This is a genomic window from Hydrogenophaga sp. UC242_53, from assembly GCF_042696965.1.
Classification (GTDB): domain Bacteria; phylum Pseudomonadota; class Gammaproteobacteria; order Burkholderiales; family Burkholderiaceae_C; genus Hydrogenophaga.
This window is the reverse complement of sequence record NZ_CP170552.1, coordinates 4,602,249-4,617,927: the sequence shown is the minus strand read 5'-3', so window position 1 is coordinate 4,617,927 and position 15,679 is coordinate 4,602,249. Positions and strand designations below refer to the sequence as shown.

Annotated in this window: 9 protein-coding genes and 1 pseudogene; 2 read left to right on the top strand and 8 right to left on the bottom strand. The window is 63.4% G+C overall.

Features of this window, described 5'->3' with window-relative positions; all coding sequences use genetic code 11:
* Position 1 precedes the first annotated feature (1 nt).
* The 4 genes from ACFJI0_RS23155 to ACFJI0_RS23140 all read right to left on the bottom strand — a co-directional run bounded on the left by ACFJI0_RS23155 (position 2) and on the right by ACFJI0_RS23140 (position 10,450).
* Positions 2 to 6,310 carry a DEAD/DEAH box helicase gene (locus ACFJI0_RS23155; protein WP_382322487.1) on the bottom strand — a complete coding sequence of 2,103 codons (6,309 nt, stop codon included), beginning with the start codon at positions 6,308 to 6,310 and terminating at the stop codon, positions 2 to 4.
* 12 nt (positions 6,311 to 6,322) lie between these two features.
* On the bottom strand, positions 6,323 to 9,367 hold the full coding sequence (locus ACFJI0_RS23150; protein WP_382322486.1) for a hypothetical protein: 3,045 nt from the start codon (positions 9,365 to 9,367) through the stop codon (positions 6,323 to 6,325).
* A 613-nt stretch (positions 9,368 to 9,980) separates the two neighbouring features.
* Entirely contained in the window at positions 9,981 to 10,250 is a 270-nt protein-coding gene (locus ACFJI0_RS23145; RefSeq protein WP_382322485.1) for a hypothetical protein, read from the bottom strand.
* Positions 10,247 to 10,450, bottom strand: a complete 204-nt coding sequence (locus ACFJI0_RS23140) for a hypothetical protein (protein WP_382322484.1) — start codon at positions 10,448 to 10,450, stop codon at positions 10,247 to 10,249. The genes ACFJI0_RS23145 and ACFJI0_RS23140 overlap by 4 nt, the downstream gene beginning before the upstream one ends.
* A gap of 105 nt (positions 10,451 to 10,555) precedes the next feature.
* Between ACFJI0_RS23140 and ACFJI0_RS23135 the strand changes: the two genes are divergently transcribed.
* Both ACFJI0_RS23135 and ACFJI0_RS23130 read left to right on the top strand, forming a co-directional pair.
* Complete coding sequence (locus tag ACFJI0_RS23135) at positions 10,556 to 10,957, top strand: helix-turn-helix domain-containing protein (protein ID WP_382322483.1); 402 nt, start codon at positions 10,556 to 10,558, stop codon at positions 10,955 to 10,957.
* 24 nt (positions 10,958 to 10,981) lie between these two features.
* Positions 10,982 to 11,851: a serine hydrolase domain-containing protein gene (locus ACFJI0_RS23130; RefSeq protein ID WP_382322482.1), complete on the top strand. Its 870-nt coding sequence runs from the start codon at positions 10,982 to 10,984 to the stop codon at positions 11,849 to 11,851.
* Between the two features lie 29 nt (positions 11,852 to 11,880).
* On the opposite strand, the pseudogene fahA reads toward ACFJI0_RS23130, so the two are convergent.
* The 4 genes and pseudogenes from fahA to ACFJI0_RS23110 all read right to left on the bottom strand — a co-directional run bounded on the left by fahA (position 11,881) and on the right by ACFJI0_RS23110 (position 15,675).
* Positions 11,881 to 13,153 (bottom strand): annotated as a pseudogene (fahA, locus tag ACFJI0_RS23125) (fumarylacetoacetase).
* Positions 13,154 to 13,159: 6 nt separating this feature from the next.
* A complete protein-coding gene (locus tag ACFJI0_RS23120; protein ID WP_382322481.1) occupies positions 13,160 to 14,155 on the bottom strand; it encodes a Bug family tripartite tricarboxylate transporter substrate binding protein in 996 nt (331 codons plus the stop codon).
* Between the two features lie 40 nt (positions 14,156 to 14,195).
* Positions 14,196 to 14,984 carry a cyclase family protein gene (locus ACFJI0_RS23115; RefSeq protein WP_382322480.1) on the bottom strand — a complete coding sequence of 263 codons (789 nt, stop codon included), beginning with the start codon at positions 14,982 to 14,984 and terminating at the stop codon, positions 14,196 to 14,198.
* Between the two features lie 10 nt (positions 14,985 to 14,994).
* Positions 14,995 to 15,675, bottom strand: a complete 681-nt coding sequence (locus tag ACFJI0_RS23110; protein WP_382322479.1) for a TetR/AcrR family transcriptional regulator — start codon at positions 15,673 to 15,675, stop codon at positions 14,995 to 14,997.
* Positions 15,676 to 15,679 lie beyond the last annotated feature (4 nt).

Genomic DNA, 15,679 nt, shown 5'->3' with positions numbered 1-15,679 from the left:
ATCAGGAACCCCCTCCGTTGGAGCGCAGCGCAATCAGGGGCAGGTTTGGACATGATTGGCGGTCGAGATGTGCGCCGCCGAGAACTTTGATGCGCAAGCCAGCTCCTGCAAAGTTAGAAATGTTCACCTTGGCCGGCCTCCCGTTGAAGTCTGCGAGCCAGACACCTGGCTGGGCTGTCCAGCCATCCACGCTGGACACTCTTGTCCACTGCACGCCATCTTGGGCCAAAGCCCCACCTTCTGGCATGTCTATCAGTTCCTGCATCCAAGGATCTATTGATGCGAGAGGCGTGCCACTGCCCGCGGCCGAGCTTGCCGTACTGATATCGATTTTCGGAAAGAGATGCAGGTTGCCACGCACCCACGCCATTCGGCGCGACAGGTTGAATGAGTCGATCAAGTAAATTTCCGTTGCCCCGATGCTGCGGGCCCAGTCCTCAAGTTCCGAATCGATTGGTCCTGAGCCCGTAACGGAAGCCGCCCATAGCGGATGACTCACCAAATAGAGGATGAGCGAGTCTTGCCCTGCCACGCTGCCTCGCGCTATCCAGCCATGTTCGCCCCTAGGCCCACTCTGCCGAGCCTGGGCGCTCCTCTCATAGGCTGAACAGTAGGTGTCTGCCAGGTCTGAGGCGAGGGCGCTCCAGCTGCGCAGTCCCACATCCCAATCCTCAAAGAACCGGTCCCGGCCAGGCACAAAGGTTGGGTCTTGCATTGCGTGCAGCAGCTCAAGTCCCAGACGCCACTCGATCAGCCCGTGAAGTTGCCGGTTCCGGAAACCGCGAAGCAAAATATCAGGCGAGCGCCATACCAGTTCGCTTTGATCGGAACGCCTGCATTCCTGCCTGATCATTGAGCCGAGCCTGGTGTGGTCGCCAGAACCGCTGATGCATCCGGCCAACAACGCGGCCCAGTTGCGGTTGGCCCAGTCGACAAGCCCGGCGCCATTGGGGTGGGCATCTGCAAGGTAGAGCTCCGCGCCGGACACATCGCTGTCCTGCAGGTATCTGTGGACAGACGCGATCTCGATATCAACCGAGTCGATGTCAAGTTCCAAGGCAATTGCGCGTTGCAAGATGGTCGCTGCGGAATACCAGGCAGCTCGCTTTGCGCAAAGTTCCTTCTCGCCATCAAAGAAGGCCAAGCCGTTGCCATCAAGAAGCCTGACGCTCAGGATGTCTGTCGTCTTCGGGGAGGCGATGCTTGCAGAGATCTCGGCCTCGTCATTCGAGGCCCTCCAGATCTCGCCGTTCAACCATTGATTCCCGTTGAGCTGACGAAGTGAGGGAGTCCGATTGAAGCCGAATGGCTTGCCCTTCGGGCCCTGCGCGATCCTGTAAACCTGTCCTTGGTGGTCCAAAGCCAGGAAGGCCCTTCCAAGCTGGCGATGCTGCGCCGTGCGTAGTGAAGGCGAGGCCACAAAAGACCTCGGTCCACCATTTCGCGAGGATTCTGTGGACGCCACTGGCTTTTCGATGTTGAGGTCGGTCACAAAGCCATTGGGAACAACTGCCAAGGATATAGCCGCAACAGCGCCGCATCTTGGGCAGGGTTGAGGCGGTGGATTCCTGATCCAAGACTCGTTCCACCCATCTATCGCGGTGGTGGGCTGCAACGTGACAGGATCGGCACGATACACGGTGAAGTTCCGGCAGCCTTGGCAAAAAAGCTGCCACGTTGCGCTGCCGATCGGTCTGTCAATCGTCGACCACCTGTTGATACGGTCATGGTCAATGGAGCCCGCGAGGCCAATCGGCGAAAGCAGCCGCTTATCCCAGACCCGCTCGGAGCCGGGCGCAAAGTCGGTGATAGCCTGGTCGAGGGTCCGGTCAAGAACTTTTGGCTCCCGCGATTGGCCCGCAGGCTCAGGTGGAAGGTGGAAGTACAGGTTGCGCACCGACGTGGGCATGCCATACATCGGCAGTACACCCGCTTCGGCCAGTGCCGTAGCAAGGCCCTGAGCCGTATCAGAGGCTGAGCTTGCAACGCTCGCGAGCTGCGTTGGCAAACACCGCGCTTCATTTGCGAGCCCAACAGGATCGATTCCCGTGCCGTTCGAGACTACCTGCGCGATGCCGGAGATCTGATCGCTGTGGTCCAGGAACCATTGCTCAACCATTGCCTTGCGTTGGTCGCGATAGTCGCGGACAAGTCCCATTTCTCCATGCGTATCGACGGGCTTGCCCGAGTGGTGCCAGGTGCAGCCGGCAGACCGGAATGCACGGCGAAGGACTTCTTTGGCAACCAGGCGTTCAGCGAGCAAGCGCTGGTCTTCAGTGACTGAAACCGTTGGTTGGGGCGGCGTCCCGCCCGTCATCTCTTCGGGATGGTCGAAATGGATCCGATCGTGCGTCTGGCCTCGGCAGTAGGTGAGGACTACCGAAAAGGCTTGTCCTTTGCGGCCAGCACGGCCTGCACGCTGCTGGTAGTTGAAGCGCTCAGGAGGCATGTTGGCCTGGAACACTGACTGAAGGGCACCAATGTCTACGCCCACCTCCATCGTCGTGGTCACGGAGAGCAAGTCGATCGTGTCAACTTGGGGCACGATTGTTCGCCGCACCACATCCTCGATGCTTTCCCCTGGAAAGAAGACGTCGCGGAAATGCCGCTGGCGCTGGGCCTGATCGCTTGTTTGTCCGGTCAGTTCCTCGGCATGTATCCGGAATGTCGATCCTTCATCGGACGCCAGATAGGCGTAGTAGTGGTCCTGCTCAATCTCTGCCGCCGAAAGCTGACCATTGGGGGCCGAAGGCAGATGTGCAGTGCAGCGGGAGCAGACTCCTGCAGACGGCTGCCAGTGGAGCTGGCCGCACCGCCCGCACACCCAAGGCCGGGCATCGCGTGGCGGAACTTTTACCCAGAGAGAGGAGAGCGAAACGATGCCCCACGCGTCATTGGAGCCGTGTCCAACCCGAGCCAAGGCGTCACGCACGCTGTCCCTTAGGCCCTCCCAAGCGACGCCAAGCCTGCTGGCGCACGCAGCCAGGTACGTCACGATCCGCGCCTTGTCCGCACCCTCCCTGCGGCTCCCGCTCGGGTGGATCGCGGACCACCGCTCTGGCGGCCAGTCCCTTTGGGGGGGCTCCGTGCGCCGCTGTTCAGTGAAGATCCGAATGACGCTCTCACAGACTCCTCGGAAAACTTGCTCATCAACATTGGAGGGCGCAAGAGCGCTCACTGATGGAGGCAAGCATAGATAGCCGACGCCTTGTGCTTCAAGGTCATAGAGCAGCCGCCCGGATATGGCCCGCCAAGATTGCCGGCGCAGGGCGACGCCAAACTGCTCAAGGCTGGCGATCTTGTCTTGCGGAAAATCAGCGGACGCGAGCTTTGGACCACCGGTATTGGGGCCGAATTCGAAGAGTGACGTCCAATCCTCGTCTTTTCCGACACGTTTGGAATCGATGCCTGGCCCCGCAGGATTGACCCCTAAACCCGCAAAGTGCTCCCATAGGGGGGGAAGCGTCTGCCTGGCTGGATTCGGCAGAGAAAGAAACTCATCGAAACGCACGAACCCGGGTTTCCAGTGAGTCAGGCGATCGACGTTTGATTTGGCTTCTTCGCTGGCGAACTCCGGATCGCCATGTACGGATCGGGCGTCTTGCCAGAACGCCATCAAGGCCTGCAACTGGGCTGGCGGCACCGACTCTTTGCTTGCGCGCAGGAGCGTGTGTGCATGGGATACATCGCCTGCATAAAGGGCATCAAGAAGCTGGCGCTTGATGGGTTCGATCCCTCCGGTTGCCCTTTCGCGGATCTCACGCAGCACAGCGACCCGCAGCAGGTGCTCCCATTGCTCGGTCTCGACCCCGTTGGCCAGTCTGGCGGCAGACTGCCTGCTGTCAGAGAACGCGACGAGCTTGCGGCCAGCGCCCACGGGCATGACACCCATGAGGTGTTTGGTCAGCAGCAGCGAAGTCTGGTTCAGGCCGGTTGCAAAAGACCGTATAGGGGCCGGCCGGCCGCCTTTGCGCGCGGAGTAGTCGATCTTGCATGACGGGCAGCGCTGTGGCATCGCCGGCAGCAGGTCGCCCGATGTCTCCAGGCGGAACCAAAGGCAAGGAACTTCATTGCCCGTGGGGTTCTTGCCTACTTCGACAATTCCCGTTGCGGGGTCGATAGAGGAGCGCTGCCAGCTCGCTTGAGCCGTGGTCACAGGCTTCCGGTCGGTCTCACGGCGTTCCTCTGATCCCTGTGTCCACTGCAGCTCGGACGGATCGGAGGCTCCTTCCCAATCGTCCGGCAGCAAATGCACCACTCCCAAATTGTCATAACGCTGTGCGTCGGTCCTGGTCTGGGGTGTTGACTCCGGCAATCCCTCGATTGCAGGAGGCATGGGCGCCAGCTCGAATCGATCGATGCTTCCGGGAATGGATGCAGAAGTCTTGTAGCCGGCAAGCAGCTGTGTTCCGCAGCACTCGCAGTACAGCACTTCAAGGGCCCGCTTGCCTTCAACCTCCATACGGGGTTCAGCAAGCAAGCGCCCAACCCTCCGGCGCCTGTCTTGGCCGACATGTTGAGCGATGGCCCACAGTCCATCGATGTTCTTGACCATCCAGTGGAACCTAATCCGCGGCAAAGGATGGGCAGGCTGGACCTTTCCCACGGAGAAGTGTTTTGCGGCGTTTCCTGCGGCCAAGAACAACCCGCGCACGGCATCGCTGGCATCGTGTTCAGGCATGTGTGGGAACAGGCTCTGCAGCAAACTGGGGAGCGATACAGCACGGTGGCGGCCACGCTCTCCCTCTACTCTCCAAAAGGAGTCTGCAAGGCGCTTAGCAGGTATGGCGCCATCCCTGCTCGATCCAAACTCGCCCGCGAGTAGATCCACCGGCTTGGCTCCCTCAGCTTGCCGGGCAAGGTTCAAGCAATCGTCCGCAAAGGAAGGCGGGATTTCAGTGGGCCCTTCGGGAGACCCATTCAAGCTGACACCTCCCTCCACGTGGAAGCGCGCACGGGCAACTTCCGGCTCCATTCCGAAGAACTCGCCGAGGAACTTGTATGTGTTCTCTGCCTCCCCATCCAGCGAAGCACTGGAGGCCAGGATCTGTAGCTGGTTGCTGACCGGCTCTAGGCCGAGGCGTTCCAGCAGCAGCCGAAGCAAATATCCGACCTCCGTCCCAGCCGCGCCGCGGTAGAGGTGGAGTTCGTCAAGGACCAGCTGGAAAACATGGTTGTCCCGGTCTTCTGCAAGCCACCTGCGCGTGGTCTCAAAGATATCGGCGTCAGCGCGGTCGTCTGCTATGGCGGGGCTCGCCTGGCGCATGAGCATGATGGAGAGCATGCTCACGTTGGTGATCAGGAGGTCAGGAGGTGCCGCCTGCATTTCCCAGCGGTGGAACATCTCGGCCGAGCTGGGTGACATCCGCGGCACGAACGATATCTGCTCCGTCAAATTGTCGAGCTGCCGTTTGGCGTCCCCGGGATCGCCACCTGCAACTCCAGCCGAGCTCAGATGTTCGCGTGCGGCCAGGGTCGCTGCAACCAGCTGTTGGTACTGATCGATAGCGTCCTTAAAGGCCGCCTTGAGCTCGTCATGCTTCGGCCTATTCAGCTCCCGCTGGCCCTCGTCATTGAGCCGCCATGGGTGGCCTGGTACGGGGGTTGTGCCGTTGTACCGGCCGAACCGCACGCGGTTAGCGCCCCAGTGCTGATCAAATGCGGCGTGCGCATCATCGGAGTCGAGCGCGCGGCGCAAGCGGGACATCTGGTCTTCTACCAGCGCGTTCATTGGGTATAGAAGCAGGGCCCTGACTGCAGGTTTTCTCCGCTCGCCACGTGCAGCGGCTCGGTCAAAATTCCACGGTGGAGCGCTTTGCCAATGGGATGGCAATGCAGGAGGCGGCCTAGCAGCATCCCATCCCCCAGAAGACCTGAGTGCTTCCCTTGCGATGGACGCGAAGACCGGCAGCAAGAACGATTCGGTCTTGCCAGAACCTGTACCGGTGACGACCACACAATGCTTGCCTTGCATGGCGGCTTGGAGCATCCGTTGCTGATGCACGTACAAATCCGCGCCAGCGGGCATGAGCCCGGCGCCTGCCAGTGCGAGGAATCCACGCCTCGCCGCCTCATCCAAGCCTGGCAAGTCCGCTGCGTCAAGGCTGCCCAGCTTTTTGTCGGCCGCATAGGCGGGCAATAGCTCGAGGTAGGGCTCCTGGAACAGGACGCCCGCAGTGTTCAGAAGCGCCTCGCGCTCGGCCTCAAAGGACGGCGAGTCGGTGCCAAATGCCGATTGGATGTAACGCTTCAGATGGTCCTTGAGCTGTTCCCACGAACCGATGGGGTCCTCACCTATGGTCTCTTGCACTCTTCCGTCCTCCTAATTAGTCATAGTTTCCGAGCCTCGGGCGACTCCCAAGCACGCGAATGGCTGCAGGATGCATCCCAGCAGCCCGGCGACTTGGCGCGCCGTCTCGGCTGGAACCCACTGGTAGCGCAGCCAATAGCCTGGAACGAACTCTCCGTACATGTGGCTGATAGTCCCCACCGCATGCCCAGAACCGTTGTCGAAAACCGCCAACGCTCCGTCGGCATTGCGGGAGGGAGAAAGGGAGTGGGTCTCGGGGCCGGCTCCAGAACAAAGCGCCAGGGCCCGCTCTAGCACCGCCGGTGGTCGCAGCCGCGCAGGCACCCAAATGTCGCGTGTTTCTGGGTCATAGTGGAGAGGCCAAGGAAAGGCGTCGGTCCGGCCATGCTTGTCTTTGAGCATTTCCGCAAACGCCAACTGCGAGATCCACACGCCCCAACGGGAGTCGGGCACGTGCGAGTATCTTGAGGCGCCATCTGGGCGGCGAACACCCAGGACGTACAGCTGCAATGCAGCAGCCTGGGGGTCGTCAAAGCGGAAAAGCTGAGCGCCACACTCCTGGTCTATGGACATGCGGGGTTCGCTAGCCGGTACAAACCGTGCGGAGTCTGCTTTTAAACGATGTAGATGCCCCAGCTCGGCAGTAACAGACTCTGTGCCGCGCGATTCTGCAGCTCCCCTGGCGTGCCTCAGCGACTCTGCCCAGCGGGCCACATCCCGCGCTGGACTCGGCGCGAAATCGAAGCCCATTGAGGAACACGCGGCCTGGACGGAAAGCGCGTCGATCGCAGCCACGCGCAACATTGGAAGATGCCCTGCTGCGGCGTCTGCGACGGTGGCGAGGAAGTCGGCATTGCCTTGTAGCAAAGCCCATTGGGCGAGCCGCAGGGTTCCTGATACGCCGAACAGCGGCAGGCCCTCTTGTGTAGCGGGCAGCGCATACAGCGAGGGCGCTACGCTGTGTATGCGGACAAAGTGTCCCTTGCCATCGGCTTCTATTTCCAAGCACCCTCTTGCCCGGAGGTCCATCAACAAGGCAATGGGGAGAGCGTCTTCGGATAGCCGCAAGAGCTGGTCCCTAGCCGTGCCGTACGACATCGATCCACGCGCTGCCAGTGTGTCTAGGAATTTTGCGGCAATGGAGTCTTCGACGGATGCGCTCCCGCGTTTCAGTGAGGCTGTGGCCTCCAGCATCTCTTCGCTTTGCCAACCACCTTCAATCGGGTCTTGGCACCCACCTCCAATGGTGATGCCACGCAGTCCGCCAAGATTCGATCTTGGGAATCCCAAGGGGTCGAGGGAGAAAGGCCTGCTCTCTCCGCGGCCCTCTCCATCAGGATCAGCCACCCGTAGCCGAAGGCTCGCCAATCCAATCCCATTCGACACGAGGCTGATGTCGAAACTGCTGCGGGTCAATTCAATCGAGTTGACCACGAAACGCCTGACTCCAGATCGCCCATTACTGGCAAGGTGTTGCGGCACTTCCAACAGCGTCAGTCCGGGAGATTCGACAAGCGTGCCAGACGGCGCTTCGACTTCGATATCGGGCAGGTCGTAAGAAGCAAACAGCCGTGTGCCGCCGCGCAGTAGCCGACTTCCTCCCACAAGTTTCAACCTGGCCGGTGGCACGTCGGTGGCTTCGGGAGCATCGGCCAAATGTTGCCGATGCTGTGTAGAGAGGTGCTCTGCCCGATGGACGCAAGCCATCTGCCAGCCATCGGGCAAACCGCAGACCTGCATGGGCTCGAAAGAGATCCGCTCCCGCTGCAGCCAAGGACCGGTCCTGGTCCAATCCACCGAACTGCAAACCAGGTAGAAAACCCCGTAGAGAGGAATCTCCCGCTCAATGAGCTGTTGTCCCAAGCGTGGATCGATCGAGTTCCAAACCAGTATCCGGCGGCTTGCCCGGCTGATCAGTTCCACGCGGTATTGGTCGCCGCATGCTCCAACGCTATCGTCTTCAAATCGGACCTGCACTGCGAGCTGGGCCAATGACGAAGAGGAGAGAGCCGCTACGGAGTGGCGGATGCTGGATTCCGAGAGATCCGTTAGAAATGTTGCGCTGGCGCGATGGAGGAAAGCCGGCTGGCGTTGACCAGCGATTTCAAAGCAGCAACGCGGCGCATCGACGACTGCAGGAAAGCTCCAGCGCACATCCCAGCCATTCGGCACTTCGTCTGAGGGCGACAGGACCAGGGTGACTGCGGCCCCAATCTGGCCTTGCTCCTTTACCAGCGGCCCAGCGCTGCGGTTCTCTGCGTCTGCGTGACCAATATTTGGCCTGCTTCCACTCCACGACCGGAGAAGCTTGCGCAATAGGGCGGCGAGTTGCGGGACATAGGCGGGCTCCGCCATTGCAATACAAAGCGGCCTCGTCAGGTAGGGCGCGTTGCGGCCGCGCTCAAGCAGGGATGTCAACGTAGAGTCGCTTAGCTCCTGGCCTGGTCGCAGCCTGGCCTCCCAAAAGAGCCTGTAGAGGTTCCTTTCGTCCTGGCGGCTGACTAGGCATTGCGAACGCGCGATACCGACAAACCGATGTTCTCCCAGAACGCGGTAGTGGAAGTTGCCGAACCGGCCAGCACACTCCTTGCACGACCAAGCTTCGAGGTCTTCCCATGCCTTGGACATGGCTTCGGTGATCCTCGGCTCGCTTTTGAATTGGGGGCCTAGCAAACGCTGCACTGAAGCGTAGAAGCCGTGTTCCAGCTGCTCACCCGATGCGGCCAGCACCCATAGCGCGAGGATAGGAAGGTATGCAGGCGCTCGCACGCGGGCATACCTTGGATTGGATGCTCCTGGATCCTCGTACAACAGCGTGCGAAGGGGGTCCCTGCGCTGTTGAACCAAGATGCGGGCGGTGTCCGCGCAATTGGGACCGTTCGGCACCCAAGGAGGGCCAGATCCGACGGCGTCTATCAACCCATGAGCGCCACCGAGATGCAAGCCGAAAGAGTCGAGTTCGGCGCGTGTGGCGCGGATCCACACCTCTTCGTTTTCAGCGGCTTCCGAAAAGAACTCCGACAACAGCAGATTGTTCCACGCGACGAAGCGGGACATCGTGCTGCGCCGGCTAGTAACCTATAGCCAAGAACGCGGCATCGGACCGCCAAGGCGCAGTCGCGGCCTGGTGAATGGGATTTTCTGCCTTGATCGGTTTGCGGCTCGGCGACATGCATTCCCCTCCTTTGATGCTGCTTATTTATTTGGCAGGTACATTTTGCAACATGTTTGCAAAGTCGTGGGACACGCATCACATTTGGCAAGAGGCGGACTCACCCCGTATGCTGGCCGTTACTGTCGCGCGGCGCTACCACCTTTATCTGAAGCTCGTGAACTAGTCCCTGGTGCACCCCAAAATGACTGCATTTGCAAGGCAGTCTTGGGTACACGCAAGAACGGGGCGTTGTGGTATTCGGAGACACCGCATGGGCCGCCTCTCAAACACGGACTTTTGAGCGGACCAGCGCTGATAAAGAAAGATGATGGCCTGGTGCGGAATCGAACACCGATACGCGGACTTTTTATCTCCAGCTCCACACCCATATCGCCGTGAGGCGGACGAGCGGAGACATTGTGCGTTCGCTTGCCACAAGCAGCTACCGCCGCCTAGCGGCCATCGAGTTACCGCGTTTGGCTCGAGGGCCTCGGGGCAGGTTTGGCCCCGATTCCTTTAACCGCAGTAAGCAGGGCCTGCGACCCTGTCGAGCTTGTTGCAGTTGTCCGCAGCTTCAAGCAACCTGCCCGAGAGCGCACGTGCCTGCTCGGGGGTGAGTTTCCATTCCAGTTCGAAGGGCTCTTCGTGTACCTGAAGCAGCACCACACCAGGCACGCCCCGTTCTGCGGTGCGGCTTGCGAGGACGTTGAGTCCCGCTGTTGACCATTGCTGAATCGTCAGTGACATGCGTTGGGCGGGCAGATCGTGTGGCTTGCTGGGTTTCATGCGGTGGCTCCTTTGTCGTTCATGTCCAGTTCGCGCAGCACGGCCAGGCGGCACACGCTGGCCATGGAGCGTTGTTCGCGCTCGGCCCATTGCTTGACGCGTTCTAGTTCGGCCGGCATGAGTCGCAGCGCGATGGGGCGCGAGCTGTTGACGCCGTTGGGCACGCGCTTGCGTGTCGAAGAGACAGCTGATCGGGTCATGGCGAAGTAACTCCTTCCCTGGGCTAGCATTGAGTAACGGAAAAATACACAACCAAGCGGAAAAATGCGATCAAACGATCCATTGTAAGCGATTTGAACGATTTAATGAATACTTTTGGTTCACGTTTTCGCGAAGAACGGCGACGGCTCGGCCTGCTCCAGCAGGAGGTCGCAGATGCCACCGGGCTTTCGATGCGCGCGATAGGGACCTACGAGAGAGGGGTGCGCAGTCCGGATGCCGAGGTGCTGATGCGTTTGATCGATCTGGGCATGGACGTGTACTACGTGTTGACGGGCGAGCGCGTTGGCACCAGGCTGGATCTGGACCCGATGCAGCGCTCGCTGCTGGATGATTTCGAGCGATGCCCCCCGGAGGCGCAGCTGGAGTTGGTGAAGCAAGCAGCGCTGATGGTCAAGGGTGTGGCACCACCGGCTTCGAGCACGCCAGCCCGAAAACCGCGGGCAAAGGCCACCGCCCCCGCCAAACAAAAAAAGAAGATCGACTAGTCAGGCCAGCCTGAAGATCCGGCCATGGCCTTCTCGCTGATCTGCAACGGTTCGCCCCTGCCGCATGAAGAGCCGCACAACGCGGCGGTGCCGTGGTGGAGTTTCACGAAGACGGTGTTGTCGGCCGCCTCGCTGACCCTGGTGCGCGACGGCCTGGTCGGGCTCGACGAGGCGGTGCCCGAAGGCCCGTTCACGCTGCGCCATCTTCTAAGGCACGAGGCCGGGCTGGCGGACTATGGCGAGCTGCCCGACTACCACGCCGCCGTGGCGCGCCATGAGGCGCCCTGGCCGGCAGACGAGATGCTGCAGCTCCTGGACGCCACCCGCCTTCGCCACGCGCCCGGGGCCGGTTGGCGGTATTCCAACGTGGGTTACCTGTATGTCGCGCGGCTCATCGAGCGCGTGGCGGGCCTCGCGCTGGAAGACGCGCTCGCGCAGCGGGCGCTGGCGCCGCTGGGTGTGGCGGGTGTTCGTCTCGCGCAAGCCCCGGGTGATGTCCAAGGCTCCCCGGCCTACCACCCGGGCTGGGTCTATCACGGCCTGCTGGTGGGCCCGCTGTCGGGCGCGGCGCGGTTCCTGGACGGTCTGCTGGCCGGGCAGCTGCTGCCCGATGCGCTGTTGCGCGAGATGCAGACGGCGCGCCACCTGGGCGGGGCCATCCCCGGGCGGCCGTGGACGTCGGCGGGTTATGGCCTGGGGCTGATGCAGGGCACCGTGGACGCGGGACTCACGGTGGCCGGGCACACCGGCGTCGGGCCGGGCAGTGTGGTGGCGGTCTACCGTTGCGCCCAGGGTGCCCGTTCGGCGACCTGCGCGGTGTTTCATGCGGGGGCCGACGAAGGCCGCGCGGAGAGAGACGTGGTCGATCGTCTCTCGCGGTGCTTGGCGCGCTGAGGCCGGCCGGGGGCGCCCGAGGGTCTCGGTTACCGAGGCAGCACCGTGCCCCGGCACTCCCCGAACCCGATGCGCCGGTAGCCTTCGCGCTCGCAGTGCGCGCGCAGCACGATGGTGTCGCCGTCCGCCAGAAAACCCAGGGTCTCGCCGTTGCGCCAGCGTCAGCGGGCGTTGGCCGCCTTGCGTGAGCTCGAGCAGTGAGCCGCCCTGTTCGGGCGCGGGGCCCGAGATCGTGCCGCTGCCCAGCAGGTCGCCGGCCCGCAGGTCGCAGCCGTTGACGGTGTGGTGGGTCACCAGCTGCGCGGCGGTCCAGTAGGCGTCGGTGAAGTTGGATCGGCTGAGCCGCTCGGCCGCGTGGCCGCTGGCGCGCATGGCCGCGGTCTGCACCCACACTTCCAGCGCGATGTCGATCGCGCCTTGTTCGCGGTTGCGGGCCGAGTCCAGGTAGGGCAGCGGGGCCGGGTCGCCCTCGGGCCGCGTGAAGGCCTGGCGGTAGGGCGCGAGCGCTTCCATGGTGACGATCCAGGGCGAGAGCGTGCTGGCGAAGTTCTTCGAGAGGAAGGGGCCCAGGGGCTGGTATTCCCAGGCCTGGATGTCGCGCGCGCTCCAGTCGTTGAGCAGCACGATGCCGAAGAGGTGGTCTTCCGCGTCTTCGATGGCGATGGGCTCGCCCTGCTGGCTGGGCTGGCCGATGACCAGGCCGAGTTCGAGTTCGTGGTCCAGCCGCTTGGTGGGTTGCAGCGTGGGCGCGGCGCCGTTGCCGGGGCTCAGCTGGCCCATGGGGCGCTTGAATTCATCGGGGCTCACGCGCAGCGTGGAGGCGCGGCCGTGGTAGCCGATGGGCACCCATTTGTAGTTGGGCAGCAGGGGGTTGTCGGGCCGGAACAGCTTGCCGACCGTGGTGGCGTGGTGGATGCCGGTGTAGAAGTCGGTGTAGTCGCCGACGTCGAAGGGCATGCCCATGCGCACGCTGGCTTGTGGGTGCAGCGCGGCTTTGAACGTGGCTTCTTTCGGGCTGCCCTGGCGCAGGCCTTCGCTGAGGGTGCGGCGCAGCACCCGCCGTTGTTCGGGTGCGAGCGCCAGCAGGCGCGCCATGTCGCTGTGGTCCAGCACACCGGCGTGCTGCAGGTCGAGCACCTGGTCGCCGATCGCCACGCCGATGCGCCAGCCGGGTTCGTCGCCCACGGTGAACCGGCCGTAGGGCAGGTTCTGGATGGGGAAGTCGGTGGCGGGGTGATTGGCGGACGCCAGCCAGCTCTGCAGGCCGGCGCCGTGGGTGTCGTCGATGCGGTGCGCGGCCATGGGGCTTTACTCCACTTGGATGTTCTGGCGCTTGATGACCGCGCCCCATTTCTGGGTTTCGGCCTTCATGAAGGCGGCGAACTGCTCGGGCGTGCCGCCGGCGGGCTTGAGCGATTGTTCGTCCAGGAACTTCTGGAACTCGGGCGACTTGAGCGCGGCGTTCACGCCGCCGTTGAGCTTGCTCACCACGTCGGCCGGCACACCGGCGGGCGCGAGCAGGCCGACCCAGGAGGTGGCTTCGAAGCCGGGGTAGGTGTCGCCCACGGTGGGCACGTCGGGCAGCGCGGCGATGCGCTCGCGCGAGGTCACGGCCAGCGCGCGCATCTTGCCGGCGCGGATGTGGGCCAGCACCGAGGTGACGCTGACGAACATCACCTGCACCTGGCCGCCGAGCACGTCGGTGATGGCGGGTGCGCCGCCCTTGTAGGGCACGTGGTTGAACGCGGTGCCCGAGGTGGCCTTGAAGAGTTCGGTGGTGAGGTGGTTGGAGCTGCCCGCGCCGGTGGAGGCGTAGTGCAGCGTGTCGGGCTTGGCCTTGGCCAGGTCCACGAGTTCGCGCAGGCTCTTGGCCGGCACCGAGGGGTGCACCACCAGCACCAGCGGCGAGGTGGCGATCAGCGCGATGGGCTTGAGGTCCTTGTCGGAATCGAAGGTGAGCTTGTAGAGCAGCGGGTTGACGGCGTGCGTGTCGAAGGCGGTGAGCAGGGTGTAGCCGTCGGCCTTGGAACGCGCGACCTGGGCCGCGCCGATGGAGCCGCCCGCGCCGGCCTTGTTCTCCACCACCAGGGTCTGGCCCAGGCTGGCGCTGAGTTCGGTACCGAGCTTGCGCGTCACGTTGTCCACGATGCCGCCGGCCGGGAAGGGCACGATCACCTGGATGGTCTTGTTCGGGTAGGCGCCCGACTGCGCGCTGGCGGCCAGCGGCAGGCCGCCCACGGCCAGGGCGATGGCGCCGGCCACCACGGTGCGGCGGCGGGTGAGCGGAAGGGATGCGTGGTTCATGTTGTCTCCAGAGAAGGGAAAGAAAGAGAGAAGGGGGATGTCAGTCGTTGAGCACCGCGACCGCGCGCACCCAGCCGGCCGAGCCGTGTTTGATCTTGATGGGGAAGCAGCTGATGTCGAAGCCGTGCGAGGGCAGCTGGTCGAGGTTGGAGAGCTTCTCCATCTGGTAGTAGCCGATGTCGCGGCCGGCCTTGTGGCCTTCCCAGATGATGGAAGGGTCACCGTCGCGCTCGAAGCGCTCGACCACGAACTTGAAGGCCGCGTCCCAGCTGTAGGAGTCGGTGCCGACCACGCGCACGCCGCGCTCCAGCAGGTAGAGCGTGGCCGCGCGGCCGAAGCCGCAGGCGCTTTCCCAGTAGTCCTCCTGGCCCTGGCGCGCGCCGGCGCGGGTGTTGGCCACCACGATGTCCAGCGGCTGCAGCTCATAGCCGATGCGCTTGAGCTCGGCCTCGATGTCCTGCGGCGTGACCACGTAGCCGGCCTCGAAGTGGCGGAAGTCGAGCTTCACGCCGGGGCGCAGGCACCAGTCCAGCGGCACCTCGTCGATGCCGGGGGCAGGGCGGCCGCCTTCCTGCAGCGCGTGGTCGGTGGTGGGGTGGTAGTGCCAGGGCGCGTCCATGTGCGTGCCGGCGTGGGTGGAGAGCGAGATCTTTTCCACCGCCCAGGCCTTGCCCTCGGGCAGCGAATCGGGGCCGATGCCGGGGAACAGCTTGGAGAACAGCTCCCACGACTGGTCGTGGTCGGCGTACTGGATCTGCGGGCGGTGGTGGGCCGGCGAGGTGGGCTTGTCTTCCAGCGTGACGGAGAGGTCGATGATGCGGCGGGGCATGGGGGCTTGTTTACGGTGAGGTGGGGGAGGAAGGCGAGGCGGGCCGCGCGCGCAGGCCGGCGACCACGAAGGCGACCAGCTGGCGCACGATGGTTTCGGGGTCGTCGGTGTCGCACAGGCCGCCCGAGAGGCGGTTGAGCCGGTGGTAGGCCGCGTCAGCGTCGGACACGATGTAGTGCATGGCGCCGATGGCGAAGGCGTAGCGCCAGAACGCGTCCTGCCGGCTCAGGCCGGGCTCGGCGTCCATCAGGGCCTGCACGAACAGCAGGGCGGTGCTGTCGTACTGCTGGAACAGCGCGCTGTTCGTGAATTCGCTGGGCAGCGCGCGCGCCTGCAGGATCAGGCGCGTGAGCAGGCGGCCGTCGCCGGTGGCGTCGGCGCTCAGGCGGATCGGGGGCGCCAGCAGCGCTTCCACCACGTGCTCGAGCGAGCGGCCCGGGCCGTCGGGCTGCTGCGCCAGCATCTCGCGGCGCAGCTGGTTCACCGGGTCGGCCACGGTCTGCAGCACCTCGCGGATCAGCGCTTCCTTGGAGCCGAAGTGGTAGTGGATCGCCGCCACGTTGGTCTCGCTCGCGGTGGTGATCTCTTTCAGCGAGGCGGCCTCGAAACCGCGCGTGGCGAAGACGCGCAGCGCGGCCATCACGATCTTGGAGCGCGTCGAGTCCTTGGGTTTGGGGGCTGGGGTGTTCATGTGA